Raw genomic sequence first — 26,519 nt, 5'->3', positions numbered from 1 at the left:
ACGTCCGCTCTCCTTTTGCCCGGATGACGATAGTCGGAGGGGGATTCGGACGCCTCCGGTGGGCGCGGCGTGGCTCACTTCGGACCGCTCCGGCCACGGAACCGGATCATCCGCCGTAGCGTCTGAAGCCCTGGCGTGGGCAGGGTGGCTGGGACGGAGGGACCGGACGCGATGGCGGACCTACTGCGGGCAGGGGCCCGGGCGCGGGCTCTCACCGTCGTCCTGGCGCTGCTCGCCCTCCAGCTCGGCCAGCTCGCGGCGCCCGCGTGGGCGTGCGGCTGCGGCGCCATGGTGCCCAGCGACGCACGGCGGGTGGCCGTCGGCCGTGAGGAGTCCGTGGTCCGCTGGGACGGGGCGCGCGAGCAGATCGTGATGCGCCTGACCGTCGACGGGGACGCCGAGCGCGTCGCCTGGATCATGCCGGTGCCCGAGCGGGCGACGGTCCGCCTCGGCGACCCCGGCCTGTTCGACGAGCTGCAGGACGTCACCGCCCCCGCGCACCGCACCCGGTACCACTTCTGGCCGCAGGACGGCGACTGGCCCCTGGTGGCAGGCGACGACACCGCGGGCGCCCCGCCGCCCCGCGCCGGCGCCGCACCGCCCGTGGGCGTCGTCGGCCGGCAGCGGCTCGGCCCCTTCGAGGTGGCCCGGCTGACGGCCACCGACCCGGCCGCGCTGGACGACTGGCTGGACGGCAACGGCTTCGCCCTGCCGGCCCGCCTGACGGCTGCCCTGCGGCCGTACGTCGACAAGCGCTGGGAGTACGTGGCCGTGAAGCTGACCCCGGGGACCGACGGGACGGCCCTCACCGGCGCCCTGGATCCGCTGCACCTCACCTTCCGCACCGACGAGCCGGTCTACCCGATGCGGTTGTCCCGGCTGGCCACGACCCCGCAGTCCCTGGGCCTGTACGTGCTCGCCGCGCACCGGATGGAACCGGTGTCCCGGATCGGCGGGGAACGCCCTCGTGTCACCTACGCCGGACGGGTGACGGCGCGGACCGGCCCGCTGGCGGAGCTGGCGGCGGGAGCGCCGTTCCTGACGGCGATCGGCCAGGAGTTCCCGTACCCGGAGCGCATCTCCGGCGACCACGAGCTGCGCCGGGCTACGGCCGACGACACCTTCCGGCAGGTGATCTACGCGGACCGGCTGCGCACGGTGGCCGGCGTCCCCCTCTGGCTGCTGACAGTGACCGCGGCCCTCGCCGCGGCCGTGGCGACGGGGTTCGTGCTCGCCGTACGACGCGCCCGGTCCCGCCTTCCCGAGCCGCCTGCGCCGACCGGCTGAATCCACCATCCTGGAATTCCCGCCTCCGGGACGGGGGACGGATAGTCAGGGGCGCCCACCGGCGCTTCCGACCAGCCATACGAAAGGCAAGGCGATGAGCGAGTCGCAGCTCTGGGACGACGTCGACGAGTACTTCTCCGCCCACCTCTCACCCGACGACGAGATCCTCCGGGCGGCCCTGCGCGACAGTGAGGCGGCCGGACTGCCGGCCATCAGCGTCACCGCGACGCAGGGCAAGCTGCTTCAGCTCCTCGCCGAGATCCAGGGCGCCCGCAACATCCTGGAGATCGGCACCCTGGGCGGCTACAGCACCATCTGGATGGCCCGCGCGCTGCCCGCCGACGGCCGCCTGATCTCGCTGGAGTACAACGCCAAGTACGCCGAGGTCGCCTCCCGCAACATCGCGCGCGCCGGCCTGGACAAGATCGTCGAGGTCCGGGTCGGCCCGGCCCTGGAGTCGCTGCCCAAACTGGCCGACGAGAACCCGGCCCCCTTCGACCTGGTCTTCATCGACGCCGACAAGGCGAACAACCCCCACTACGTCGACTGGGCGCTGCGGCTGACGAGCACGGGCAGCCTGATCGTCGTCGACAACGTGGTGCGCGGCGGCCGGGTCGTCGAGACGGACAGCGACGCGCCGGACGTGCGGGGCACCCGTGCCGCCATCGAACTGATCGGCAGCCACCCGAGGTTGAGCGGCACGGCGGTCCAGACGGTGGGCGGCAAGGGCTACGACGGCTTCGCGCTGGCGCGGGTGCTGGCTTAGCCCCGCCGGGGCTCAGGCCTCGTGATAGAAGCCGACGTTGACGCTGCGGGGGGCGGTGCGGTCGTGGATGACGATCTCGCCGCTGCCGCCCCTGGGCAGCGGTACGGTCCCGCCGTAGGCGATCGGCTGGGCGTACTCCCCCACGGTCAGCCGCACCTCGGAGGACGGGTCGGCCTGCGAGCCGCGCAGCCAGGACACCTGCCAGCCGCCGTCGGGCCCGCACAGGAACTCGAGGTGGACCCGGGAGATGAACAGCCAGTCGTCCGGCGTGGAGAGCCGGCACACCGACTTGTCGCGGCCCACCCGCAGCACGGCGCCCGGCTCGCTGGGCGCGTCGGCCATGAGCATGCCGGCCGTGGCACCCTCGTCCGCCGCGGACACGGCGGCCATGGTGAGTTCGAGCACGAGCGCCCCTCCTGAAACGTCCATGTACAGCGGCCGTTTTGGCCGCCGACGCCGCATGATAAATCGCCCGGCACCATCGCGTCCGGCACAATGAACTCATGACCGAGCGAAAGCCCCCCGGTGTCCCGTTCGAGTCCTGGGTCGACAAGCAGATCCACGACGCGCAGGTGCGCGGCGACTTCGACAGACTGCCCGGCAGGGGCGAACCGCTGCCGAACGACCTGGAAGCCCCGTACGACGAACTGTGGTGGGTCAAGCGCAAGATGGCCCGCGAGGGCCTGTCGGTCCTGCCGCCCGGTCTGGCCCTGCGCAAGGAGGCGGAGGACGCGCTGACGGCGGCGTACGCGGCACCGTCGGAGCGCGCGGTCCGGAAGATCATCACGGACGTCAACGCCAAGATCCGCGACATGCTGCTGAAGCCGCCGCCCGGCCCTCCCCTGGGCCGCAAACCGTACGACGTGGAAGAGGTCGTACGGCAGTGGCGGGAGAGGCGCCGGACGGCGGGCGAGACGGATGTGTCAGACGCGTAGCAGCCGCTCGGCCAGCTCGCGGTAGTCGCGCAGGGCGAGCCGCAGCCGCTCGGTATCGGCCTTCTCGCTCTCGTCCTCGGACTGCCAGGCCGTACGCAGCGTGCGCCGCCGCTGAACCATGGCCTCGGTGAACCGTCCGACGATGTCCTCGACCACGCGGTCGGCCTCCTGGACGGCGTCCCGGGGCCGGTCGACGAAGTGCGCCACGGCTTCCTGCACCCTGAGTTCCAGCCGGTCGCACTCCTCGCGCGTGAGCAGCGGGGTCTCCTCGGTGACGTCGGTCATCTGCGTCAACTCCTCCCCGCGTGCCGCTGTTCGGACGCCCGTACCAGTTCCTCGAAGAGCGCCCGCCCTTCGAGCATCGCCGCGCGCATCTCCTCCGTGTCGGCGCCGTCCGCCCGGGCGACCTCATGGATGTGCCGATACCCCTGCACATGCTCGGCATGGTGGACCGAGAGAGCGGAGACCTGCTCGTCGTGCCGCTCCCCGTCCGGGAAGCCCCGGGCCCGCGCCACGTCGCCGAGCAGCCGGTCCGCCTCGCCGACCGCCTCCCGGGGCGCGTCGACGAAGTGCTCCTGGGCCGCGGCCCAGCGCGCCTCGAACCGCTCGGCCTCGGTCGGCTCCAACGGACGCTCCCGCAGCCCGCCATGCCGCTCCACCAACTGCGCGAGCTCACGCTCGGCGGCCCCGGCGTCGCCGCCGTGCCGGGCCACGGCCCGCTCGTACTCCGGCCCGAAGCGCCGCCTCAGACCCCGGCCGCCCTGCGCACCGCGGGTGCGCAGGGCCATGGCGACAACGCCGAGCAGTACGACGGCCGCCGCAATCACGATCAGAACGATCACGCCTGTGGACATGGGTGCCGGGTTGCCCTGAAGTGCCTCCTCAAACGGCCACGGAAATCAGTCTTCCCGGCGTGTCGATCCGGCGCCTCCCCGATCGACGTCATCAATGAAAGCCACTGAACCCACGCCCCGCACGCGAAAGGAATCCCCAGCCATGTCACTGGTGCGAGTCCACAACTTCTCCATCTCCCTCGATGGCTTCGGCACCGGCGAGGGCCAGAGCCAGGACGCTCCGTTCGGCCACGCCGGCGAACGGCTGCACGAGTGGATGTTCGCCACCCGTTGGTGGCACGAGAGGATCGGCGAGCCCGGCGGAACCCGCGGCCTCGACGACGTCTTCGTACGGCAGTTCACGCCGGGCATCGGCGCCGAGATCATGGGCTCCGGAAAGTTCGGCCCGCCCGGATGGCACGAGAACCCGGACTGGAAGGGCTGGTGGGGCCCCAACCCGCCCTTCCACACCCCGACCTTCATCGTCACCCATCACCCGCGCCCGTCGATCGAGATGGAGGGCGGCACGACGTTCCACTTCCTCGACGCCACCCCCGCCGAAGCCCTGGCAGCGGCCCGCAAGGCCGCCGGCGACCAGGACGTACGCATCGGCGGCGGAGTCACCCTCCTGCGCGACTTCCTGTCCGCCAGGCTCATCGACCACATGCACCTCGCGGTGACCCCGATCCTCCTGAACCGAGGCCAACGCCTCTGGGACGGCCTGGAGGGCATCGAACAGGACTACGGAATCGAGGCCGTCTCCTCCCCCAGCGGAGTAACCCATCTGACGTTCACCCGCCGGGACCTGACCACCTGACGGAGCAGCACCCTCGTACGGCGTCTGCGGGTCCGTCGTGGCTGTTCGCGCAGTTCCCCGCGCCCCTAGGGGGTTGCAGGCGGCCTGCACCACGAGGGGGGCCGCGGGCCTCGACCACGTCCGGCGTCTGCGGGTCCGTCGTGGCTGGTCGCGCAGTTCCCCGCGCCCCTGGCGGCGTGGCAGGCGGCCTGCACCGAGACGCAACTGCGGCCGCCCACGGCGTAAGGAACCGTGCCGGCGATGGCGCCGCACCCGCGTACGGCGCCAAGGAACCGTGCCGGGGCTGGCGCAGCACCCGCGTACGGCGTAAGGGGACGTGCCGGGGGGTGTCCGCCCGCAGCGGCGGGCGTCAAGAGACGGCGGCCTCCCTGCCCGACAGTAACCGCCCGACCGAGGACGGACACCCCCTGGCACGGCCCCGACCCACCCACCGAACCGTTGGCGCCACGCGCACAACCACCGGCATCAACGCACACCCCCACCGCCGGAGCCACCCGGCTGCTCCCGCTCCGACCCGCACAACTCCTCATTCAGCTCCTTGACGAGCTGAGCCAGATCAGTCGGCCGATCCGGCCCCCACCAGTCCCCCAGCAACTCCGCCAACGACTCCTCACGAACCCGAGCCAGCCGCTCGGCAACCTCCCGCCCCCTGTCGCTCAGCACGAGATCGACACCCTCACGGACAGCGAGCCGCCGCCCCTCCACCTGCCGAGCCGCATCCAGGATCACCGGCAACGGCACATAACTCTTCTCGGCAAGCACCCCCGGCTCCACCCACCCGTACCGCTTGATCCGCAGCAACAGCCAACTAGCGGCCGGCAACAGGTCGTACCCCGCCCGCTCGGTGATCGTCCGGTACACCTCCCGCCGCCCCTCCCGAGTCCCCAGCACCGACAACGCCCGGCACACCTCGTCGTACGACGACCGCTCGACGGGATTACTGGCCAGCGTCTCGGTGACATCGGGTGCCGTGACCGACCCGCGCAGCTTGTCCTCCCGCAGGAACCAGGCCAGCACGAACCCGACCAACGCGACCGGCGCTGCGTACAGGAAGACATCCGTGATCGAGGACGCGTACGCCTCCAGCGCCGCCGGCCGCAGCCCACTCGGCAGTTCGGCGATCCCGCGAGGATCCGCCTCCAGCCCCTCCAGCGAGACACCCTCGGGCAGCCGCACCCCCCGATAGGCCTCCGCGAGATTGTCGTCCAGCCGGTTCGCGAAGATCGTGCCGAAGATCGCGACCCCGAACGAGGCCCCGATCGACCGGAAGAACGTCGCCCCGGACGTCGCGACGCCGAGATCCCCGTACGACACGGCGTTCTGCACGATCAGCACGAGCACCTGCATGACCAGCCCGAGCCCCAGCCCGAAGACGAAGAAGTAGACGCTCATCGCCCAGGTGGAGCTGTCCGCCTCTAGCTGATGAAGCAACAAGAGCCCCACCGCGGTGACCCCGGTCCCGGCGATCGGGAACACCTTCCAGCGCCCGGTACGGCTGACGATCTGCCCGGACCCGGTGGACGCCAGCAGCATGCCGACGACCATCGGCAGCATGTGCACACCGGACAGGGTCGGGCTGATGCCCTGCACGACCTGGAGGAACGTCGGCAGATAGGTCATCGCGCCGAACATGGCGAACCCGACGATGAAGCTGATGACCGCGGACAGCGTGAAGGTCCGCACCTGGAACAGCCGCAGCGGCAGAACGGGTTCCGCGGCCCCCCGCTCCACCGTCACGAACGCGACGGCGAGCACCACCCCGAGCAGCGCCAGCCCGACGATCTGTACCGACCACCAGTCCCAGGTCGTCCCGCCGAGGGACGCCACCAGCACCAGACACGTGGCGACGGACGCGATGAGGAACGTACCGAGGTAGTCGATGACATGACGGGTCGCCTTGTGCGGGATCCGCAGCACGGCGGCGATGACGACGAGGGCGACGGCTCCGACGGGAAGGTTGATGTAGAAGACCCACCGCCAGCTCAGATGCTCCGTGAACACCCCGCCGAGCAGCGGCCCGAGCACACTGCTCGCCCCGAACACGGCACCGAACAGCCCCTGGTACCGCCCTCGTTCACGCGGCGGCACGATGTCCCCGACGATCGCCATGGACAGCACCATCAGCCCGCCGCCCCCGACGCCCTGAAGGGCCCGGAAGGCGATGAGCTGAGCCATGTCCTGCGCCATGCCGCACAGGGCGGACCCGACGAGGAAGATCACGATCGCGATCTGGAAGAGCCGTTTCCGCCCGTACTGGTCACCGAGCTTGCCCCACAGCGGCGTGGCGGCCGTGGACGCCAGCAGATACGCCGTCACGACCCAGGAAAGATGCTCCAGTCCTCCGAGGTCGCTGACGATCGTGGGCAGCGCGGTGGACACGATCGTCTGGTCGAGCGCGGCGAGCAGCATCCCCAGAAGCAGCGCGCCGATGGACACGAGGACGTTGCCGGGCACGTTCTCGTGCGCCGCGGCGCGCCGATCCGGGGGCTGTGCGTCACGCACATTTCCCGTCATACCGTGCGCGTCCCCGGCCATGAAGACCTCCCGTAGGTCTCGTTACCCCCTCCATCGTGATCGCTGTGCCCCGTTATGGCCTGTCGAGTCCCATTGGAAGCTCCCCTTCCGGGGGCTTGAGGAGAGAGCGTGAGGAACGTCTGCATAATCTGGGGAGTTCGCGAGGGAGGGACGAACGCGTGACAGAGCCGAGGGGCACCGGGGGAGCGAAGGGTCCACAGGACCCGGGTAGCCCGAATGGTCATCTCTGCCCGGAGTGCGGTGCGCCGAGGGCGACCGACAACACCCCGTCGTGCGGCTGCGGCGAGCGCGTGTCCGAGGCCCTCAGAGACGCCCGTACGGCGGAGGCGGCAGCGGCGGAGGACTTCGATCCACTGCGCATACGGCCATACGTGGAACTGGAGGGCGACAACCCCGCCGAAACGATGCAGCTCCGCCCGATAGACCCGACCCAGCCGCCCCCGCTCCCAACCCTCTCTCCGCCTCCGCCTCCGTCTCCGGCCCCGACGCTCCCGACCCCGCTGGCGTCCGATGTGACGACACCGAGCGCCCGGGACCTGAACCTCTTCGAGTCGACGACGACTCCGGCCGACGAAGGCGACTGGGACGACGGGGACGACACACGGAGTACAGCCTCCCGGCACCGCCGCGCGATCCTGCTGGGCGTGGGCGGAGCACTGGTGGCCGTGATGACGGCGGCGGGCCTGGCGAGCGGAGTGTTCAGCTACGAGGCACCGTCCCGGAAGACGGCGCTCCCGGAAGACGTACGGGTGAGCGTCCCGGTCCCGTCGGGCAGCGAGTCGGAGACCACCCTCGCCCCGACCGAGACGGCGACCGAGCCGGCGCCGCCTGCGACCTCCGCGTCACCGACGCAGAGCCCGACCTCATCGCCGTCCCCGACCCGGTCGACGGCGTCCCCGACCCCCACCCCGTCGACGGAGCCGACGAAGACCCCCTCGACGACCGAGGCGGCGGCCGGCTCCGAGCAGGAGTCCCCCGCCGAACGCCAGCCCACGCCCCCGGTCCTGAGCCGGGGCGACCGGGGCCCCGAGGTCACCGAACTCGAACTCCGCCTGACCCAGCTCGGCCTGTACACGAGGCAGGCCAAGGGCAACTACAACGAGGGCGTCGAGGAAGCGGTCGCCCGGTACCAGTGGGCGCGGGGCGTCCAGCCGGAGGACTACGGGGTGTACGACCTGCAGACCAGGGAGCGGCTGGAGTCAGAAACGACGGAGCCGTAGCGCTGCGCTGCGGGACCGTGCGCCGCAGAGCCCGGACCCTCGGGTCCGTCGGCGGCTGCGGCCCGCCCGTGGCTGATCGCGCAGTTCCCCGCGCCCCTGGGTCGGCGGCCGCGAGGCCGACCTTCAGGAGCGCCCGGAAGTGCACCCTGAATCGGCGGCCGCGAGGCCGACCTTCAGGAGCGCCGGGAAGTGCACCCTGAATCGGCGGTCGCGAGGCCGGCCTTCAGGGGCGCGGGGAACTGCGCGAACGGCCCCCACCGGCCCGCACCCGCCATCGAACCGTCCGCACCAACCCCTCAGGCGATGACCAACCGAATCCCGCCCCCGGCCACCGCCTCGACCCGAACCTGCCGCAGGTCCGTCACCAGCACATCCGGCCCATGAAAACCGGCCCGCGCCCCGACCCCCACAACCCGCATCCCCGCGGAGCGCCCCGCTTCGATACCGGCCCCCGAGTCCTCGAACACCACACAGTCCGCCGGCGCGACCCCCAACTCGGCGGCCCCCTTCAGAAAGCCCTCGGGGTCGGGCTTGCTGGCGCCCACCGACTCCGCGGTCACCCGCACGTCCGGCAGCGCCAGCCCGGCCGCAGCCATCCGCGCCGTGGACAACGGAACGTCGGCCGACGTCACCAGCGCATGCGGCAGCCCCCGCAGAGAGGCCAGAAACTCCGGCGCCCCGGGAATCGGCACGACGCCGTCCACATCCGCCGTCTCCTCGGCGAGCATGCGCGCGTTGTCCGCGTGGTTCTGCTCCATCGGCCGGTCGGGCAGCAGCAGCGCCATCGAGGCGTACCCCTGACGCCCGTGCACGACCTTCATCACGTCGTCGCCGTCCAGCCCGTGCCGCTCGGCCCAGCGACGCCAGATCCGCTCCACGACGGCGTCCGAGTTGACGAGGGTGCCGTCCATGTCGAGCAGGAGGGCACGGGCGGTGATCACGGTGGGCGCGGCGGTGGCCGTCATCGGCAACTCCAAGGCGAGGGGCCCGGGGGTACAGGGGTGGCCCCCGGAGGGACAAGGTGGCCCCGCCCGCCGGTCAGGGAAAACGGGCGGGAGCCACTTTGTTCCTCCACGGTACAAAACCGATCCCCGATCGCGCCACCGCCTCCAGAAACCGTTCACCGACAGTTCAGCTCCGACCGGGCTCCGGACGACCGGGCCCGGAAGACCGGTCACCGGCTCAGCCGGCGATCGCCTCGTACAGGCTCCAGGCACCCAGGGTCAGCATCACGAGCGCCGCCACCTTGGTGATCAGCTTCAGCGGCACCCGCTTCATCAGGGCGTTGCCGCCGACGATGCCGATACCGGCCACGGCCCACAGCGCCAGCACCGCACCGATGCCGACGGACAGCGGATCGTCGTAGCGCGCCGCGAGGTTCGCCGTCATGATCTGCGTCAGATCACCGAACTCGGCGACCAGAATGAGCATGAACCCGGCCCCGGACACCTTCCAGAAGGACTGGTTCTCCGGCTTGCGGACCTCGTCGCCATCGTCGGCCCCGCCCTTCGTCATGAGCAGCACGGCCGCGCCGCCCAGGAAGAGCACACCGGTGAGCGCGGACACGAGCTGCTGCGGCAGCAGCGTCAGCACGCTGCCGGCCGCCACGGCGAGCGCCACGTGCACCGCGAACGCGGCGGCGACACCGGCGAAGACGTACGAGGCGCGATAGCGCGTACCGAGGACGAGCCCGGCGAGCGCGGTCTTGTCGGGCAGTTCGGCGAGGAAGACGACGCCGAAGACGACCACCGTCACGGTGAAGCTGATCAAGGTTCCTCAATCGGTCGGGCTGCCCCACCGAGAGCAATGTCACTGCGCTACGACACCTCGGCACGGCAGCACACTGAGCACCCGTGCCGTACGACACAGGCGTGCACTGCTTGCCGAAGGTCTCGCTGGCCGACCTCGCGAACGAGGCCCGCCTCCGGGCGCCGGCTCAGACGAGCTGAGCAGTATGTCGACGGTCCGGCGAAGAGCTACTCCCCTTCTGCGCCGTCCATCGTACGGGACGGAGTCGAACGAGCCATCGACCGATTCACAGGAAGAAAGTCACGCCCTCAACCTTGTCGTGTCATGCACACGTCACTAGTTTCTTACCGCACGCACACCTCCCGGCAATGCGGCGCCGCGAGCATTCCTTCGCTCGCTCGCCAACACCCCCACCCCTCAAGGGAGTTCGCATGTCGAAGTTCTACGCGCGTCGACGGGTCAGCATACTCGCGGCCCTCAGCGGCCTCATAGCCTCCGTCGCACTCTTCAACGCTCCGACCGCCTCCGCCGCGCTCCCCACCCCCGTCAGCGCCGCCACCGCCCGCAGCTACCTCGCCCAGCTCACCGTGGCCACCGAGGACCGCACGGGCTACGACCGCGACCTGTTCCCGCACTGGATCACCCAGTCCGGCGCCTGCAACACCCGCGAGGTCGTCCTCAAGCGCGACGGCTCCAACGTCGTCCAGGACTCCTCCTGCGCCGCGGTCAGCGGTAGCTGGTACTCCGTCTACGACGGCGCCACCTGGACCGCCGCCTCCGACCTCGACATCGACCACCTCGTCCCGCTGGCCGAGGCCTGGGACTCCGGCGCCGACAGTTGGACCACCTCCCGGCGCCAGTCCTTCGCCAACGACCTGACCCGCCCGCAGCTCATCGCCGTCACGGACAACGTGAACCAGGCCAAGGGCGACCAGGACCCGGCCCAGTGGATGCCCTCGCGCACGGCCTACCGCTGCACGTACGTCCGCGCCTGGGTGCAGGTGAAGTACTACTACGACCTCTCGGTCGACTCGGCGGAGAAGACCGCCCTCACGAACTACCTCGCGAGCTGCTGAACAGAGCGCCCAGGCGCGGCTCCGGCGAGCCGGCCGTGAGCTGACGGAGTTCGGCAAACCGTGATCTGCGGAACCTCCCCGTTCCCCTCCGTCGTTCCGTACCGTACGGGGCGACGGAGGAGGGCATCGACGTGGCCGAACTGCGCCTGGGTCCACTGCTGAGGTACGTCGACGGCTCGTCCGCGACCGTGTGGGTCGAGGCGAGCCGTCCGTGCGCCGTCCGGGTGCGCGCGGCGGACGGGGCCGGCGGCGAGACCCGTACCTTCCAGGTCGCCGGCCATCACTACGCCCTCGTGCCGGTGACCGGCCTCACTCCGGGGACGACGACGCCGTACGAGGTCCTCCTCGACGACATGGGCGTGTGGCCGCTTCCCGGCTCCCCCTTCCCGCCCTCCGTCATCCGCACCCCGGCCGAGAGCGACCCCGTCCGGCTCGCCTTCGGCTCCTGCCGCTGGGCGGCGCCTCCCGCCGACGAGAAGGACCCGGTCGGGCCGGACGCCCTGGACACGCTGGCCGCCCGGATGGCGGCCGACCCGGACGGCGAGCGACCCGACGTGCTGGTGCTGCTGGGCGACCAGGTGTACGCCGACGAGACCTCCAAGGCGACCAGGCGCTGGCTGGCCGCCCGGCGCGATCTGAGCGACCCGCCGGGCAGCGAGGTCGCGGACTACGAGGAGTACACCCGCCTCTACTACGAGTCCTGGCTCGACCCGGAGGTGCGCTGGCTGCTGTCCACCGTGCCGAGCTGCATGATCTTCGACGACCACGACGTCATCGACGACTGGAACACCTCCGCCGCCTGGCTCGCCGACATGCGGGCCACCCCTTGGTGGCGCGAGCGCCTGCTGAGCGGGCTGATGTCGTACTGGGTCCACCAGCACCTGGGGAACCTCTCCCCGGCCGAGCTGGCCGCCGACCCGCTCTTCGCCGCCGTGCGCGAAGCCCCCGACGGCACCGACGAGCTGCGCTCCTTCGCGTGCAAGGCGGACGCCGACCCGGCCTCGGTCCGCTGGAGCTACCGGCGCGACTTCGGCCGCGTGCGGCTGCTGATGGTGGACACCCGGGCGGCCCGCGTCCTCGACGAGGAGGCGCGGTCCATGCTCGACCCCGGCGCGGCGCGATGGCTGCGGGAGCAGGTGCTCGACGCCCCCGGCTCCTACGACCACCTCCTGATCGGTACGTCCCTGCCGTGGCTGCTGCCGCATCTGGTGCACGACGCCGAGGCCTGGAACGCGGCCCTGTGCCGGGGCGAGCGCGGGGAGCGCTGGGCGCGGTTCGGCGAGGATCTGCGGCGGCGGGCCGACCTGGAGCACTGGGCGGCGTTCCCGTCGTCCTTCGACGCGTTGACGGAACTGATCGCCGAGGCCGGTTCGGGGCCCGGGGCGCCGGCGACGGTGTGCGTCCTGTCGGGGGACGTGCATCACGCGTACATCGCCGAGCCGGCCTGGCCGGACGGCACCGGGCCCGACGCCCGGGTCCTCCAACTGACCTGTTCGCCCGTCCACAACGCCGTCCCGCTCGCGATCCGGCTCGGCTTCCGCTTCGGCTGGAGCGGGCTCGCCCGAGTGCTCGGGCGGCGGTTCGCGGGGCACGGGGGCTGCCCCCGGCCGCCGATCGACTGGCGCCGGACCGGCGGACCGTGGTTCGGCAACCAGCTCATGACCCTGACCCTCACGCGCCGCTCGGCACGACTGCGGCTGGAGCAGGCGCGCGAGGGGCGCGAAGGCACGGCACGACTGCGGACGGTGGCGGAGTCGGAACTCGCCCGGTGAGGGTGAGCCGTTGCGCATGAGAACTCGGGCGCTCGTCGGTCGGCGGGGCTGCGGACGGCGTGACGGTGTGCCGCTGAGCCTGAGAGCTCGGGCGCTCGGGCGCTCGGGTCGGTCGGCGCCTGCGGGTCGCGTGTGGCTGGTCGCGCAGTTCCCCGCGCCCCTGAAGGTCGGCCTCGCGGCCGCCTACCCAGGGGCGCGGGGAACTGCGCGAGCGGCCCCCACCGGCCCGCAGCCGGCAACGAAACCCGAAGCCCCCGCCGGAAAACCCACCGCTGAGTCCGAACTCGCCCCATATTCAAACCGTTCCGACCGCTAGTGACCGGCGTGGCCCGTGATGCTCGTGATGCATCCCACACTCGCCGACCCCCGGGCCTGGTTCGCCCCGCCGGCGACGGCATGATGAGCCGGACCGTCCGCTTCCGCCCGACGGCTCGCCCGCTCCAATGCGCCCCACACGCCCGGGAGTCACCCTTTTGACCGCACCGCCCCCCGCACCGACCCCGGCCTCCGTCGCCCTGGTCGGCGCCGGCCCCCGCGGCACCAGCGTCCTGGAACGCCTGTGCGCCTGCGCTCCCGAACTCCTGCCGCCCGGGACGCGCCTCACGGTCCATGTCATCGACCCGGCGCCGCCCGGCCCGGGACGCGTGTGGCGCACCGCGCAGTCGCCCGAGCTGTTGATGAACACGGTGTCCTCGCAGGTCACCCTGTTCACCGACGAGAGCGTCGACTGCTCGGGCCCGATCCGGCCCGGCCCGAGCCTCTACGACTGGGCGGCGGGCGAGCTGGGCCCGGACGAGTACCCGACCCGCGCACAGTACGGCCGGTACCTGGAGTGGGTGTTCGCGAAGGTCGTGCGCGAGGCACCGCCGACCGTGCGCGTCGAGACGTACGCCGCCCGTGCGGTACGGCTCGACGACGCGCCCGACGGCCGCCAGGTGCTCACCCTCGACGACGGCCGCGTCCTGCCCGGCCTGTCCGCCGTGGTGCTGGCGCAGGGCCACCTCCCGACGGCCGCCGACACCGCCCAGCGCCACCTTGCCGCCCACGCCGAGCGGCACGGCCTGCGGTACGTCGCACCCGCCAACCCCGCCGACGTGGACCTGTCTGCCGTATCCCCGGGCGAACCGGTGCTGTTGCGCGGTCTGGGCCTCAACTTCTTCGACCACATGGCCCTGTTGACGACGGGCCGCGGCGGCCGTTTCGTCCGGGACGCCGGCGGCCTGCGTTACCTCCCCTCCGGCGACGAGCCGCGCCTGTACGCCGGTTCGCGGCGCGGCATCCCGTACCAGGCCCGCGGCGACAACGCGAAGGGGCCGTACGGCCGCCATCTCCCGCTCGTGCTGACGCCGGAGGTGATCGCCGGCTTCCGCAAGCGCGCCGACTCGGGCGAGGCTCCGGACTTCCTCGCGGAGATATGGCCGCTGGTGGCGAAGGAGGTGGAGACGGTGTACTACGCGGCGCTGATACCGGCGGCCGGGCGCCCGGAGTTCACCGAGCGCTTCCTGGCCGTCCCCCACCGCGACCCCCAGGAGGCGCGTCTGCTCGACGAGTTCGGGATACCGCAGGGTGAGCGCTGGAGCTGGGACCGGGTCTCCCGGCCGTATGCGGACTGCGACTTCCCGGATCCCGGGCGGTGGCGCGACTGGCTGCTGGCGTATCTGCGCGAGGACGCCGCCCAGGCCGCCCGGGGCAATGTGCACGGCCCGCTGAAGTCGGCCCTCGACGTGCTGCGGGACCTGCGCAACGAACTGCGCCTGATCGTCGACCACGCCGGCCTCACCGGCACCTCGCGCCGGGACCACCTGGACCGCTGGTACACCCCGCTCAACGCCTTCCTGTCCATCGGCCCTCCCCGGCGACGCGTCGAGGAGCTGACGGCCCTGATGGAGGCGGGTGTGGTGGAGGTGCTCGGGCCACGGGTCGAGGTGCGGGAGGAGGCGGACGCGTGGGTGGCGCACTCCCCCGAGGTGCCGGGCTCCGCGGTGCGCGCGACCACGCTCGTCGAAGCCCGGCTGCCCGAACCGGACTTGCGCCGCACGGCGGACGAACTGCTCGCCAGACTCCTGAAGACGGGGCAGTGCCGGCCGCACGCGGTCGACGGGTACGAGACCGGCGGGCTGGACGTGACTCAGCGGCCGTACCGGCTGATCGACCGCCAGGGGCAGGCGCACGCACGGCGGTTCGCGTTCGGCGTGCCCACGGAGGGGGTGCACTGGGTGACGGCCGCGGGGGCGCGGCCAGGTGTGGATTCGGTCACTCTTTCGGATGCGGACGCGGTGGCCAGAGCGGCACTACGTGCCGTGATTCCCGGGACGGAAGGGGATGGCGGGGCGCAAGCGTGGCCAAATGTTGAACTTGCAAGCATCGATTAGGCCAGCCTAACGTGGGGCCACCGTTCACTTTCCGTCCCCAGGCCGGTGCTCACCGGCACCGGCCGCACCCAGACCGAGGGAGCCCCCCACATGACCGGACGCCTCAACAGCGCCCAGCCGTATGCCATCGGCCTGTTCCGCATCGTCGTCGGCCTGCTCTTCGCCTGCCACGGCGCCAACTCGCTCTTCGGCACCTTCGGCGGCGAGACCCCCGACGCCGGCGCCTGGCCGAGCTGGTACGCCGCGGTGATCGAACTCGTCGGCGGCAGCCTGGTCCTGCTCGGCCTCGGTACCCGTGCCGCGGCGTTCATATCCTCCGGCGCCATGGCGTACGCGTACTTCAAGGTCCACCAGCCGCAGGCGCTGTGGCCCATCGAGAACAGCGGCGAAGGCGCCGCCATGTACTGCTGGGCGATGTTCCTGCTGATCTTCACCGGCTCCGGCGCCTTCGGCCTGGACCGGCTGTTCACCAAGCGCTCCGGCGCGACGAGCAGCACGGCGGCCGACCAGACACCGGTCGCCGCCTGACCGCCCGGCCCCGGTCCCACCCGACGGCGTCCGTACCCCGTGCACCTCGCGGGTACGGGCGCCGTTGCGCGTGCCCTGCGTGATCGGGCGCCCTCGGCCGGGTGAACATGCTGTGCCGAACACACGAGCACCCGATGGATCTCCCGTCACACCACCGGCGTACGCTGTATGGCTGTCATAGGCCGCCCCTGCCGCTCCCCCAGGACGTCGCGGCAAAGGTCTGGCCACGGGGGTTAAACGGGGAGTTGCAGTGCTCGAGGGGATCGAGGACGTGGGCGCGTTGACCGCGGGCCCATGGATCTATGTCGTGGTCGCGGTGTCGGTACTGCTGGACGTGTTCGTACCGGTCCTGCCCAGCGGCGTTCTGGTGATCACGGCGGCCACGGCCGCGGCCGCGGGTTCGGGTGCCGCCACCGGGGAGGTGCCCGGCGAGGTTCCGGACATCCTGGCGCTGACGCTCTGCGCCGCGACGGCCTCCGTCCTCGGCGACCTGGTCGCCTACCGCCTCGCCTGGCGCGGCGGCGCCCGCCTCGACCGCGCGATCGCCCGCTCCCGCCGCCTGACCGCAGCGCAGGAACGTCTCGGCGCGGCCCTGGCCCGGGGCGGCGGCGCCCTGGTGGTGCTGGCCCGCTTCGCTCCGGCCGGCCGCTCGGTGGTCTCCCTCGGCGCCGGCGCCACCCACCGCCGCGTCCGCGACTTCCTCCCCTGGTCAGCCCTGGCGGGCCTCGCCTGGGCCGTCTACAGCGTGGCCCTCGGCTATTTCGGGGCCCAGTGGCTGGGCGCGACCTGGCTGGCGACGGGGGTGTCGGTGGCGGCGCTGTTCGCGGCGGGGGCGGGCGCGACGTATCTGGTGCGGCGGAAGCCTGCGCAGGCGTAGGAAGGCGGAGCCGGACGCAGGCGCGAAGGCACGCAGGCATCGGCGTGGGCACACCCGGCATTCGCCTGGGTGCACCCCCGCTGCCCTCGGCCTCGCCCGGCGGCGTTATCCGGCCGCCCTGCGCGCCGTCGCGGGCGCCCCTCGCACCTCCAGTCCGTCGAGCAGTTCGGCCGTGGCCTCGGCGATGGCGTCCACGGCTCGGTCGAAGACCTCCCTGTTGTGCGCGGCCGGGGCACGGAAGCCGGAGACCTTGCGCACGTACTGGAGGGCGGCGGCCCGGATGTCTTCCTCCGTCGCCTCCTCGGGCAACACGGGCGGACGGAGTGTCTTGATACTGCGGCACATGTCGAACAGTCTCCCTCGGGACCGTGCCCGTCTGCCATGATCACGTCCGGGGCGGCCACCGCTGAGGGGGCGGGGCCGACCGACGAGAGGATGCACATGACCGCGAACGACGGACTCACCGTGGCGATCCTGGGCCCGGGCGGCATCGGCGGACTGCTCGCCGCGCTGCTGTCCCGCTCCGGCCACCGTGTCATCTGCCTGGCCGGCGACGAGACGGCGAAGACACTGGGCACGAGCGGAATCCACGTCCGCAGCGGCCTGTTCGGGGACTTCACGGCCCCGGTCGAGGCCGACACCGAGCTCCGCGAACCGGTCGACGCCTGTCTGATCGCGGTCAAGGCCACCTCGCTCGACGCGGCCCTGACGCGTGTCCCGCCCGCCGCACTGGGCGACGGCTTGGTCGTACCGTTCCTGAACGGTGTGGAACACCCCGCGCTGCTGCGCGCCCGGTACCGCCCGGACCGGGTGGCCCCCGCCGCCATCCGCGCCGAGTCGACCCGCGTCGCCCCGGGGGAGATCGAGCACGGCACCCCCTTCGCCGAGATCGACCTCACCGGTGACCCGGTCCCCGACGACCGCCTGGCCGCCCTGGCGCAGGTCCTCGAGACGGCCGGCCCCACGACCCGGGTCCACGCCGACGAGGCGGCGACACTCTGGGCGAAGATGTCCCTGCTGGCGCCTTTCGCCCTCCTCACCACCCACTACGCCCTGCCCATCGGCGACGTACGCACCCGGCACCGCGAGGAGTTGCTGTCCCTCGTCGACGAGGCGACAGCCGTCAGCGCCGCCTGCGGCGGCCCCTCCGACCCGGCCCTGGCCGTCGCCCGCTACGACGCCTTCCCGCCCACCACGAAGTCCTCGATGCAACGCGACGCGGAGGCAGGCCGCGCCCTCGAACTGGACGCCATCGGCGGCGCGTTGCTGCGCGCGGCGGAGCGACACGGAGTTCCGGTGCCCGTGGCGACCCGCCTGGTGGGCGAGTTGCGGGCCGCGGGCTACTAGCCGATCGCTCAGTCCCAGGAGTTGAAGAGCACCGCGCCGACGGTCTGCGGCCGCCAGTAGTCGATCTGCTGCTGCTCCACGGCGGACAGGGCGGAGGTGTCCGCCGAGGAGAGCGGCGACAGCAGCACCGCCGCACCCAGCACGGTGAACCCGAAGTCACCGAGGCCGGCGGCCCAGGCGGGCGGTTCCAGGAATTGGTCCGTGTACCAGTCGCGCGGCTCGTCCACGAACGCGACGAGCGGGAAGCAGGTCTGGAACAGGGCGCAGTGGCGGCCGTCCGGGCCGTCGATGGTGGCGGTGTGGAAGGTCTGCGTGAGCTGCCGCGTCTCGAACGCCCCGACCCGCCCACCAGCGGCTCGGGCCACCGCGTAACAGGCCGTACGGCACACCCTGGGGTCGGTGCCGCGCACGCCCGGGCCGCTGCCGGTGAAGAACCCCGTCGACCCACGCTCCAACCGGAACCCGCCGCCCGGACCGCCCATCCACCCCTCCCCTGCCCGCCTACGCCCATGCCGATCATGCCCCCACACACTCGTTCGCATGAACCACCCAAAGGCACTCGCAACCCAAAATCGAACAGGCGTAGCATTGCCGCGTGGCTACGCCCTATGACTTTCCGAGTGACCTGCTCGCCGGTCAGGAGGAGCTGCATCAGGTCCGGGCCGAGCTGTCGGCCCTGCTGAAGCGGCTGCCCTGGTCGGTCGTACCCCTGGACGGGTTCAGCGACGACAACGGCTGGCGCAAGGTCGAGCGCCCCGCCTCCCCCGGCTGGACGGAGGACGAGCAGGCCGAGGTGGAGAAGCTCCGGCAGCGCGAGCACGAACTCGCGGTGTTCGTCAGCGGCCACCGGTTCTGGTCGGAGATGGCCGGCCCGGACCGGGTCGACGCCCGCACGAAGCTGAAGCACGCCCACGGGGCACCCAAGGGGACCTGAAACGCCGAAGGCAAAGATGATCAAGGACACCCCCAACGACACGCCGTAGCCCAGGCACAGACGCGGCCCCGCCGCACCCCCTTCGCGGCGGGGTCGACTCATTCTCTGGAACCACCGTCGCCGAGAGCGGCAGCGGAAACGGGCCAACTCTGCTGACTGCGCCCGTAGTTGCGTTCAGCGCGACCATGCCGCTTCGCGTCCTCATGCCAGGCCTGCCCGGACTCAGACCCCAAGGGCCGCCACGGTGCGGGCCTTCGTCGTTTACGGATCCCGATTCACATAGATCACAGAATCATTGCAGCGCCTTCACACACTCCACACATCAGTTAGATTCACCCTCCACGCAAATTGCGCCAAGGGGGGCACATGAGCCAGCAGTACCCGCAGGAGCCCGGATACGGGGCACCGCAGCAGCCGACGCAGCCCGGCTACGGCTATCCGCAGCAGCAGGGTTGGGGCGCTCCCCCGCCCCAGCCGCCCAAGCGGAAGACGGGCAAGATCCTCGGCATCATCGGTGCCGTGTTCGTCGGCCTCATCGTGATCGGCGCCGTCGCTGGTGGTGGTGACGACTCCACCGACAAGAGCAACAAGGACAAGGCTGTCGCCGCCACTTCGAACAAGCCCAAGGTCGCCGAGGAGCAGGCCGCCGACAAGCCTGCGGAGGAAGCGCCGGCCGAGGACAAGAGCCAGGCCGAGCAGTTCAAGGACTGCGTCGCCAAGTCCGGTACGGACAGCGAGAAGGCTGCCGCCGGCCACGTCACCAAGGTGACCGGCACCGACAAGAGCAACGACATTCTCGACGCCGCCGAGGTCTTCACCGACTACAAGGGCGGGTTCCTGAGCGAGAACGCCGGCGACGCCAAGCTGATCGCGTCGGCCTTCGCGTCCTGCTACGAGTCGAAGAACGGTCTGGTGACCGTGTACGGCAGTGACGGCGACATGATCGCCAACGGGAACTACTGACCCGTCACCACAGTCCGGCCCGGCTCGCGCCCGTGCGCGGCCGGGCCTTCGCAAGCCCGGAGGTGACCTCGTGGCCGTCAACCGGGACAAGCGACCCGTCGACGAGTCCGGCGCTCTCCGGCTGCGGCCGTGAACGTGAGATGAGCTTTCGATATGCCCGGGTCAGCGGGTGTGGAACCCGTGCCGGGCGCGGCTGATGACGTTCTGCGCGTCTACGCCGTACAGCGCCGACTCGGCGAGTGTCTCCCACACACGCCGGTAGGAAGCCACCGTCTCGTCGTCGTCCAGCCATAGCTCGGCGTGCCAGTCCTCGGCGATGACGAGGCTGTTGTCGAGGATCCAAAAGCCGTTCGCGGCTGGGACCTTCAGAGGCGCGCTGAGGGGGATGATTCCGAGCTCGATCGTGTCCATCCCGACGTGGCCCGCCAGACGGTCCAGTTGAGCGGCGAGCACGGAGGGTGGGCACACGAGGGCGTGCAGCGCGGGCTCCCACACCAGCGCGTGAAGGCGTCTGCCGCCCTGGTACAGCCAGGTTTGCCGTTCCATCCGGGAGCGGACAGCTTCCTCCGTGTCACGTTTCGTTCCCTGAAGGTCGGCGTACCGCAGGAAGATGTGCCGCGCGTAGTCAGCAGTCTGGAGCATGCCCGGGATGACCGCCTCTTCCCAGGCGTGGATGACGCGGGACCGGTCGACGGCGACGTTCCAGGTGTCCTGGACCGGCCGGTGGCCGGCACCGAGCTGGCGGCGCCAGGAGCGGATGTGGGACTCGAACCCCTTGAGCCGGGCTACCAGTTCCTCGGCAGTGTCCGGGTGGCCTACGGCGTGCGCCCAGGCCTGGAGGTCCTCCGGAACCGCGGTCTGCCGGCCGCCCTCCAGCTTGTACACCTTGGAGTGCGGCCAGCCGAGCCGTTGCGCAAGCTGCGTGCCGGTGAGGCGGCCTCCCGGGGCTGACAGGCGTAGCTCCCTCAGGCGTCGACCGAGGGCCTCGCGTGCCTGCTGGTAGTCCGTGCTCACCGGTGCCGGGTCAGCCCTTCAGCTCTGCCGCGAAGGCGTCGTACGGGATCGAGGCGTGCACGGCCGCGTCGCGGACCTGGCAGTAGCGCAGCACCTCGGCAGGCTCGGTGATGATCTCCACGTCGTGGAAGACGTCCTGGTCGTCGAAGCGGAGGACGGCGACCAGTCGCGAGTCGAAGAGCCAGAAGTCCTCGGTGGGCAGGTGTGCCCGGTCGGCGTCCTCGCGCCACAGGTTGCGGGCGTCCTCGCCGGTGGCCGCGTTGCAGCGGGCGTAGCTGAGGAGGAACCGCTGCCCGTCGGTCGGCGGGTTGTCGACGACGCGCACCCGGCCGACGTACTTCCCGGCCGCCGTCTGCCGACGGATGTTCTGGCACCAGTCGCTGTCGAGGTCACACGGGGCATCGCCGGTGGCGACGAACTCGTCGAAGCCGAGGTCTTCACGGTCGGAGGCGTAGCCGCGGCGGGTCTCCAGGTGCCATGCCGAGTGGTCGAACGTCTCGAAGAGCCGACCGAACTCCTCCAGGTCGATGATCTTCGGCACGCGGTGCATCTCCTTCGGGCCGTGGTTGACGAGCAGCTCGCGAGGGACGGCCACCACCGCGTCGTGGGGGCCCAAGTGCCGGAGCTGGGCAATGTCCTGAGGGTCCGTGACCGGCCGCCCTTGCACGAGGATCTCACCGCTGTCGAGGTCCTCGTGGACTGCTGGGCAGCCCCCGTTCTTGCTGTCGGTGCCGTTGAAGCGAATCCGTCGCGCCATCGTCGGTCTCCCATCGGTGCCGGGTCGGCCGCCTTCAGCATGGCCGGACTCAAGGCCTCGTACTACGCGGAAAACGCGGCGCCGCGAGACCAAACGGGAACATTCCGAGATTCGGCGAGAGCATTCGAGAACAGCGCATGGTGACTGCCAACTGCGCGTCCGTAGCGTCCTGTTCATGGTCAAAGCACGCGGGATGCAAGAGATCGATCCCCTCACAGCTCCGGAGTCGGCCAGCGAAAAGAGCACGCAGCAGTCGACGGACACCGCGCCGCGTATCACCTCGATGCGTGTCGCCGCGTCCTGGTTCCTAGATCAGCCGACGCTCCCCCGGCACGAGAGCGCGAAGCTCTGGCACCGGGACCTCAGCGGCTATGTGCAGCTACTGATCCCCAAGGTCGAACAGGCCGCATCGAGCCTGCCGACTGACGACGTGCCCGCACAGGTGGCGATGGCCGGAGTCGATGAAGCGAAGCGGCGACTGTACGAGCCGGAGGCCGCGGGCCTGCACGGCGAGACCGAGCGCGTAAGACGGCTGGCACGGTCCGTCATGGCCCTGTGCGACCACTACGAGAATCTGCACGCCGACACGGTCGACATGGCGGGCCGTGACTGACCAGGCGGTGGCCTGGGAGCGGCACGCGGCCGGCTCGACTGAAGGCCCGCCCGCGGCGGCGCCGCCGACCACTCCGGCAGCGGGACGTACGGGCGGTGGCCCCGTCAGCCCCATGGGGACTCCGGGCACGAAAACAGCCCCCCGAAGATCACTCCGAGGGGCTGCGAAACCCTAGCTGAGCTGGGGGTTATCTGCCGGTGGGCGCGGACGGTTTCGAACCGCCGACATCCTGCTTGTAAGGCAGGCGCTCTACCCCTGAGCTACGCACCCGAGAACGAGTCGACAGCCTACCTTGCCGGAGGCCATGTCCCGCAAACCCGTTTCGCCGGAGGTCAGGGAAGTCCTGGGGTTATCCCCACCATGGATCCGGGAGCGGCCCGGATCCCGCGCCGGGCCCGGGATCCGTACGGTCGAAGCACCGTCGCAGCCCGGGGCCGAAGAGGTCGGCTCGGGGAACTCTCAGGGGGAGATCGTCATGGCCCGTTCCGTTCCAGCCCGCGCCGTAGCCGTTTCCGGGGTGGTCGTGGCGCTCGTCGCGGGTCTCGCCGCCTGTGGAGCCTCCGCCGGGGACGACAAGGACCCTGAGCACAAGTCGTTCGCCCTCCAGGGGCGGACGCTCACCGTCGACTCGGACGACTCGGCGCTGGAGATCGTCGCCGCGGACTCGAACAAGGCCGGCACGGTGGAGGTCACCCGTTGGTTCCAGGGGTCCGTCGCGATCGGGTCGGATCCGAAGGTGACCTGGTCGATGAAGGACGACCGGCTGGTGCTGCGGGAGAAGTGCAGCGGCATGATCGCCGACTGCTCGGCCAAGCACCGCATCGAGGTGCCGCGCGGAGTCACCGTGAAGGTCGAGGACGGGGACGGCAGCGTGCGGGCGCGCGGGTTCCAGGACGCACTGAGCGTGCACACGGGGGACGGCTCCGTGCACGTCACCGACTCCAGCGGGCCGCTGGACCTCAAGACGGGCGACGGGTCCGTGCGGGTCTCCGACGTCTCCTCGCGTCAGGTGAAGGCGCAGACCGGGGACGGGTCGGTGAAGCTCGAACTGGGCACCGTGCCGGACAGGGTGGAGACCCGCACCGGCGACGGATCGGTGACCATCGAGCTGCCGCGGGCGACGTACCGCGTGACGACCCGGACCGGTGACGGTGGGGTGGATGTGTCCGTGCCGCGCAGCGACACCAGCGCGCATGTGGTCTCCGCCAGCACCGGCGACGGAAAAGTCACGGTCCGAACCGCGAACTAACCGGCCCGTGTGTTCGTCCTAAACCGGTGGGAGAATGACAACCGGGCAGGGTGAATGACAACACGGGAGAGGGATGTGACGGCGACACCTCGACAGCCGAAATCGCCGTCAGTGCCGCGTGGGCGCAGCCGCTTCGCGCGGGGCCTCCCGCAGGCCGTCTCCCGGGTCGTTCCGCTGTCCTTCTACCGGGTCGCCCCACCGCCCACCTCCCGGGTCGCCCCACAGCCCGCCTCCCCGGTCGTCCCACAACCCGCCTCCCCGGTCGTCCCACAACCCGCCTCCAGGGTCGTACGGCCCCCGCGCCGGGCCCTGCGTGGCTCCCTCGCCGACTCCCTCACGCTCGTCGCCCTCCCCCTGGTCGTCGCCCTCGCGCTGCCCGCCGCCTTCGCCGGCGGCGGCACCCGGCGCTGGTTCGGCGGGCGGGCCGAGAGCCAGCGGGCCGAGGCGCAGGCCGCGAAGGACGCCGCGGCGGCAGCGTTCTACGAGCTGGACACGGCCCAGCGGGACCTGCGGATCTCGATCGAGACGATCGCGGCCGTCGACGACTCCCCGGCCGCCCGGCGGGCGATCACCGACTTCGACGCGCTCGGGCGGCGGATCGACGAGGTCAGCCACCAGTACATCAACGCCGTCGACGCCCACGACCTCGACCGCGACGACCTGGAGGCCTCGGCCGCGACCCGCGCCCGTACGGACCTGGCGAAGGCCAAGGACGACCTCGACAACGTCAAGCGCGAGCTGGACCGGTTCGCGGACGGTCTCGGCCCGCTGCTCGGCAAGGCCGAGACCCAGCTCGCCCGGCTCGCCCCGGCCGTCGAGCGCGCCCGGCAGGGCCTGCTCGCCGCGTCGAACGCGCTGGACGCCGTGCGCACATCGGGGCTGCGGGCGGACGACCTCGCGGCGCGGCTCGCGGCCCTCGCCCCGGAGCTGACGAAGCTGAACCAGGGCGCCGGGCAGCACGGCGTCCCGCTGACCCTGGAGCGCGCCGAGCGGGTCGCGCGGGAGGCGGAAGCGGTCCGGGTGGAGGCGGAGCGGCTGCCGGAGAAGGCGGCCGAGATCGACCACCGGCTCGTGTCGCTGCGGACCCGTGCACAGGCGCTCACCACCCGTGCCGGGCAGGTCGAGCCGGTGCTGAGCGAGCTGCGACGGCGGTTCACAGCGGCCTGCTGGCAGGACCTCCAGGGCGTCCCGGACCTGGCCGGGGAGAACGTACGGCAGGCGGAGCGCAAGCTCACCGAGGCGCAGGCCGCGCGTGACGAGCAGCGGTGGCCGGACGCCACCGCGCTGCTGTCCACGGTCCGGGCCCTGCTGAACACCACGGACGAGTCGGTTTCGGCGGCCGGCGACCGGCTGCGCCGGCTGAACGCCGTGCAGAAGGACCCGCAGCAGGAGATCGACCGGACCCGCTTCGCGATCCGGGACGCCCAGCGGCTGGCGATGGCGGGACGGAACACGCCCGACCCGCGGCACGCGCGCCCGCTGGACGACTCGGTCGCCCAACTGGAGCGGGCGATCGGCACCCTGGAGGGCCGCCACCCGGACTACTGGCACTTCCTGACCGAGACGGAGGCCGTACGGCAGACCGTCGCCGACGTCGTCACGCAGATCCGCGACGAGCGCGGCGCCGGACACTGAGCCCGCCCCGGCCGGCACCGGCGACGGGGCGGGCCCGTACCGGTCAGGTGCGGTAGGCGTAGAACGCCGCGTTCGAGAACGACGCGATGATGCTCGCCGCCGAACGCCGGTAGGTGTTGGTGGAGTGGTACGTCAGATACGGCACGCCCTGCGGGCTGCGGTAGGTGACGATCATGGTGTGGTCCTTGGACCCGTCCTTGTCGAAGTCCATCTGGAGCACGTCGCCGACGTCGAGCTGGTAGACGTTGGCGAGGGGGGTGGTCCGCTTGGAGTTCTGGGCGAACCAGGACCACTCGTTGACGCCGACGAACGAGTGCGACTGGATGTCGGCGTTGCCGAACCACCTGGTGTAGTCGTACACATAGCCCGGGACGTGCTTCCAGCCGCCCGCCTTCAGGGACTGGCTGACGAAGTTGGTGCAGTCGCCGCCGGCGCCCCGGCCGCCCAGGTCCGGGTAGTCCTTGTTGTAGTTGCTCCAGTACTTCTCCGCGTAGGCGGCCATGGCCTTGTAGTCCAGGGCGGTGCCCGTGAGCGTCTTGGGCTTGGCCGGGGCGGGGTAGGTGGTGGCGGCGCGCGGCGCCGACGGCATGGTGTCGTCGACCGTGGGCGCCTTGACGGACGGCTTGGCGAGCGTGTTCACCGCGATGCCCTCGTCGGTGTCGCGGATGCCGGTGAGCTGCCAGTCGCCGCGCCGGTCGGCGGTGAAGGTGAGTTCGTGGTGGGCCTGGAAGCCGGTGGTCCTCGGTTCGCCGCCGCGGACCTCGGCGTAGGTCAGGGTCGTGGTCTCGGTGACGGCGGCCTTGGCCGTGCGGCCGGTGACGCGGGCGGCGTCCAGGGTGACGGCGGTGTCGGCCTTGCGGTACTTCTCGCCGAGCTGCGCGAGGAGGTCCTTGCGCCCCTTGAGCGTGGACAGGGCGGCGTCCTCGCCGCGGGCCACCCGGGAGGACAGGCGGACGTCGCCCGAGAAGCCGTCGGTCAGCGGCTTCCGGCTCTGCTCGCCGTCGACCAGGGCCTGGGTGCGGTCGGTGAAGACCGCGTCCGCCAGTTGCCGGAAGGTGGCCCGGGTCCCGGCGTCCAGCGTCGGGTCGTCGGCGACCGCGGCGCCGGCGCTCCAGGTGGGCAGCAGTGCCGCCGAGGCGGCGATCGAGGCGACGGCCGCCGCGACTATGGTGGCGCGGCGGCGCGTACGGATCGGGGTTCTTGGTCTCACGGGGATTCTCCTTGCCCGGGGTGGTCGAAC

At 71.5% G+C, this 26,519-nt stretch carries 27 protein-coding genes and 1 tRNA gene; 16 read left to right on the top strand and 12 right to left on the bottom strand.

Translation table 11 applies throughout. The features are described from left to right. Positions 1-171 precede the first annotated feature (171 nt). Both ACZ69Q_RS19220 and ACZ69Q_RS19215 read left to right on the top strand, forming a co-directional pair. The gene (locus ACZ69Q_RS19220) at positions 172-1,287 is read left to right on the top strand and encodes a DUF2330 domain-containing protein (protein WP_471043115.1); all 1,116 of its coding nucleotides are present in this window, start codon (positions 172-174) and stop codon (positions 1,285-1,287) included. A 94-nt stretch (positions 1,288-1,381) separates the two neighbouring features. Next, positions 1,382-2,053 carry an O-methyltransferase gene (locus tag ACZ69Q_RS19215; RefSeq protein WP_471043112.1) on the top strand — a complete coding sequence of 224 codons (672 nt, stop codon included), beginning with the start codon at positions 1,382-1,384 and terminating at the stop codon, positions 2,051-2,053. Between the two features lie 12 nt (positions 2,054-2,065). Here ACZ69Q_RS19215 and ACZ69Q_RS19210 read toward each other — a convergent pair whose 3' ends face one another. Next, positions 2,066-2,458, bottom strand: a complete 393-nt coding sequence (locus ACZ69Q_RS19210) for a hypothetical protein (protein ID WP_471043111.1) — start codon at positions 2,456-2,458, stop codon at positions 2,066-2,068. A gap of 98 nt (positions 2,459-2,556) precedes the next feature. On the opposite strand from ACZ69Q_RS19210, the gene ACZ69Q_RS19205 reads away from it, so the two are divergent. Beyond that, positions 2,557-2,988 (top strand): DnaJ family domain-containing protein, encoded by a 432-nt coding sequence (locus tag ACZ69Q_RS19205; RefSeq protein ID WP_471043109.1) that lies wholly within the window; start codon positions 2,557-2,559, stop codon positions 2,986-2,988. On the opposite strand, the gene ACZ69Q_RS19200 is transcribed toward ACZ69Q_RS19205, so the two are convergent. Both ACZ69Q_RS19200 and ACZ69Q_RS19195 read right to left on the bottom strand, forming a co-directional pair. Further along, positions 2,977-3,273 carry a hypothetical protein gene (locus ACZ69Q_RS19200; RefSeq protein WP_471043107.1) on the bottom strand — a complete coding sequence of 99 codons (297 nt, stop codon included), beginning with the start codon at positions 3,271-3,273 and terminating at the stop codon, positions 2,977-2,979. The genes ACZ69Q_RS19205 and ACZ69Q_RS19200 overlap by 12 nt on opposite strands. A 5-nt stretch (positions 3,274-3,278) precedes the next feature. Beyond that, complete coding sequence (locus tag ACZ69Q_RS19195; RefSeq protein WP_471043104.1) at positions 3,279-3,842, bottom strand: hypothetical protein; 564 nt, start codon at positions 3,840-3,842, stop codon at positions 3,279-3,281. Positions 3,843-3,984: 142 nt separating this feature from the next. Between ACZ69Q_RS19195 and ACZ69Q_RS19190 the strand changes: the two genes are divergently transcribed. Further along, complete coding sequence (locus ACZ69Q_RS19190) at positions 3,985-4,638, top strand: dihydrofolate reductase family protein (RefSeq protein WP_471043102.1); 654 nt, start codon at positions 3,985-3,987, stop codon at positions 4,636-4,638. A gap of 465 nt (positions 4,639-5,103) precedes the next feature. On the opposite strand, the gene ACZ69Q_RS19185 is transcribed toward ACZ69Q_RS19190, so the two are convergent. Then, the gene (locus ACZ69Q_RS19185) at positions 5,104-7,173 is read right to left on the bottom strand and encodes an MDR family MFS transporter (RefSeq protein ID WP_471043101.1); all 2,070 of its coding nucleotides are present in this window, start codon (positions 7,171-7,173) and stop codon (positions 5,104-5,106) included. 290 nt (positions 7,174-7,463) lie between these two features. On the opposite strand from ACZ69Q_RS19185, the gene ACZ69Q_RS19180 reads away from it, so the two are divergent. After that, positions 7,464-8,393: a peptidoglycan-binding domain-containing protein gene (locus tag ACZ69Q_RS19180; protein ID WP_471043099.1), complete on the top strand. Its 930-nt coding sequence runs from the start codon at positions 7,464-7,466 to the stop codon at positions 8,391-8,393. 296 nt (positions 8,394-8,689) lie between these two features. Here the strand turns inward: ACZ69Q_RS19180 and ACZ69Q_RS19175 are convergent, their stop codons facing one another. Next, positions 8,690-9,358, bottom strand: coding sequence for an HAD family hydrolase (locus ACZ69Q_RS19175; protein WP_471043097.1), 669 nt, complete (start codon positions 9,356-9,358; stop codon positions 8,690-8,692). Positions 9,359-9,575: 217 nt separating this feature from the next. Next, positions 9,576-10,163 (bottom strand): TMEM165/GDT1 family protein, encoded by a 588-nt coding sequence (locus ACZ69Q_RS19170; protein WP_471043096.1) that lies wholly within the window; start codon positions 10,161-10,163, stop codon positions 9,576-9,578. Positions 10,164-10,573: 410 nt separating this feature from the next. Between ACZ69Q_RS19170 and ACZ69Q_RS19165 the strand changes: the two genes are divergently transcribed. The 5 genes from ACZ69Q_RS19165 to ACZ69Q_RS19145 all read left to right on the top strand — a co-directional run bounded on the left by ACZ69Q_RS19165 (position 10,574) and on the right by ACZ69Q_RS19145 (position 16,767). Continuing rightward, a complete protein-coding gene (locus ACZ69Q_RS19165; RefSeq protein ID WP_471043093.1) occupies positions 10,574-11,218 on the top strand; it encodes an HNH endonuclease family protein in 645 nt (214 codons plus the stop codon). Positions 11,219-11,349: 131 nt separating this feature from the next. Continuing rightward, positions 11,350-12,990 (top strand): alkaline phosphatase D family protein, encoded by a 1,641-nt coding sequence (locus ACZ69Q_RS19160; RefSeq protein ID WP_471043091.1) that lies wholly within the window; start codon positions 11,350-11,352, stop codon positions 12,988-12,990. A gap of 443 nt (positions 12,991-13,433) precedes the next feature. After that, complete coding sequence (locus ACZ69Q_RS19155) at positions 13,434-15,362, top strand: FAD/NAD(P)-binding protein (RefSeq protein WP_471043089.1); 1,929 nt, start codon at positions 13,434-13,436, stop codon at positions 15,360-15,362. Between the two features lie 90 nt (positions 15,363-15,452). Next, positions 15,453-15,890, top strand: a complete 438-nt coding sequence (locus ACZ69Q_RS19150; protein ID WP_471043087.1) for a DoxX family protein — start codon at positions 15,453-15,455, stop codon at positions 15,888-15,890. 250 nt (positions 15,891-16,140) lie between these two features. After that, the gene (locus ACZ69Q_RS19145; RefSeq protein ID WP_471043085.1) at positions 16,141-16,767 is read left to right on the top strand and encodes a DedA family protein; all 627 of its coding nucleotides are present in this window, start codon (positions 16,141-16,143) and stop codon (positions 16,765-16,767) included. A gap of 105 nt (positions 16,768-16,872) precedes the next feature. On the opposite strand, the gene ACZ69Q_RS19140 is transcribed toward ACZ69Q_RS19145, so the two are convergent. Further along, complete coding sequence (locus ACZ69Q_RS19140) at positions 16,873-17,112, bottom strand: DUF2277 domain-containing protein (RefSeq protein ID WP_471043082.1); 240 nt, start codon at positions 17,110-17,112, stop codon at positions 16,873-16,875. Positions 17,113-17,208: 96 nt separating this feature from the next. Between ACZ69Q_RS19140 and ACZ69Q_RS19135 the strand changes: the two genes are divergently transcribed. Continuing rightward, on the top strand, positions 17,209-18,114 hold the full coding sequence (locus ACZ69Q_RS19135; RefSeq protein ID WP_471043080.1) for a ketopantoate reductase family protein: 906 nt from the start codon (positions 17,209-17,211) through the stop codon (positions 18,112-18,114). Between the two features lie 8 nt (positions 18,115-18,122). Here the strand turns inward: ACZ69Q_RS19135 and ACZ69Q_RS19130 are convergent, their stop codons facing one another. Next, on the bottom strand, positions 18,123-18,596 hold the full coding sequence (locus ACZ69Q_RS19130) for a hypothetical protein (RefSeq protein WP_471043078.1): 474 nt from the start codon (positions 18,594-18,596) through the stop codon (positions 18,123-18,125). Between the two features lie 113 nt (positions 18,597-18,709). Here ACZ69Q_RS19130 and ACZ69Q_RS19125 point away from each other — a divergent pair, with 113 nt between their 5' ends. Beyond that, the gene (locus ACZ69Q_RS19125; RefSeq protein ID WP_471043076.1) at positions 18,710-19,048 is read left to right on the top strand and encodes a hypothetical protein; all 339 of its coding nucleotides are present in this window, start codon (positions 18,710-18,712) and stop codon (positions 19,046-19,048) included. 366 nt (positions 19,049-19,414) lie between these two features. Further along, complete coding sequence (locus ACZ69Q_RS19120; protein WP_471043074.1) at positions 19,415-20,011, top strand: hypothetical protein; 597 nt, start codon at positions 19,415-19,417, stop codon at positions 20,009-20,011. A gap of 162 nt (positions 20,012-20,173) precedes the next feature. Here the strand turns inward: ACZ69Q_RS19120 and ACZ69Q_RS19115 are convergent, their stop codons facing one another. Beyond that, positions 20,174-21,025, bottom strand: a complete 852-nt coding sequence (locus ACZ69Q_RS19115; protein ID WP_471043071.1) for a helix-turn-helix domain-containing protein — start codon at positions 21,023-21,025, stop codon at positions 20,174-20,176. A gap of 10 nt (positions 21,026-21,035) precedes the next feature. Continuing rightward, positions 21,036-21,782 (bottom strand): DUF6879 family protein, encoded by a 747-nt coding sequence (locus tag ACZ69Q_RS19110; protein ID WP_471043069.1) that lies wholly within the window; start codon positions 21,780-21,782, stop codon positions 21,036-21,038. A gap of 175 nt (positions 21,783-21,957) precedes the next feature. Between ACZ69Q_RS19110 and ACZ69Q_RS19105 the strand changes: the two genes are divergently transcribed. Continuing rightward, positions 21,958-22,395, top strand: a complete 438-nt coding sequence (locus ACZ69Q_RS19105; RefSeq protein WP_471043066.1) for a DUF6415 family natural product biosynthesis protein — start codon at positions 21,958-21,960, stop codon at positions 22,393-22,395. 198 nt (positions 22,396-22,593) lie between these two features. Here ACZ69Q_RS19105 and ACZ69Q_RS19100 read toward each other — a convergent pair. Continuing rightward, positions 22,594-22,665, bottom strand: a tRNA-Val gene (locus ACZ69Q_RS19100). Between the two features lie 205 nt (positions 22,666-22,870). Between ACZ69Q_RS19100 and ACZ69Q_RS19095 the strand changes: the two genes are divergently transcribed. Continuing rightward, positions 22,871-23,644, top strand: coding sequence for a DUF4097 family beta strand repeat-containing protein (locus ACZ69Q_RS19095; RefSeq protein ID WP_471043063.1), 774 nt, complete (start codon positions 22,871-22,873; stop codon positions 23,642-23,644). A gap of 309 nt (positions 23,645-23,953) precedes the next feature. Continuing rightward, positions 23,954-25,279, top strand: a complete 1,326-nt coding sequence (locus ACZ69Q_RS19090; protein ID WP_471043714.1) for a hypothetical protein — start codon at positions 23,954-23,956, stop codon at positions 25,277-25,279. Between the two features lie 43 nt (positions 25,280-25,322). On the opposite strand, the gene ACZ69Q_RS19085 is transcribed toward ACZ69Q_RS19090, so the two are convergent. Continuing rightward, a complete protein-coding gene (locus tag ACZ69Q_RS19085; RefSeq protein WP_471043061.1) occupies positions 25,323-26,489 on the bottom strand; it encodes an amidase domain-containing protein in 1,167 nt (388 codons plus the stop codon). Between the last annotated feature and the right edge of the window lie 30 nt (positions 26,490-26,519).

The sequence above is a fragment of the Streptomyces sp. NPDC036764 genome, assembly GCF_055609385.1.
Note: the sequence above shows the minus strand (reverse complement) of the source record. Positions and strands in the feature narration are given on the sequence as shown.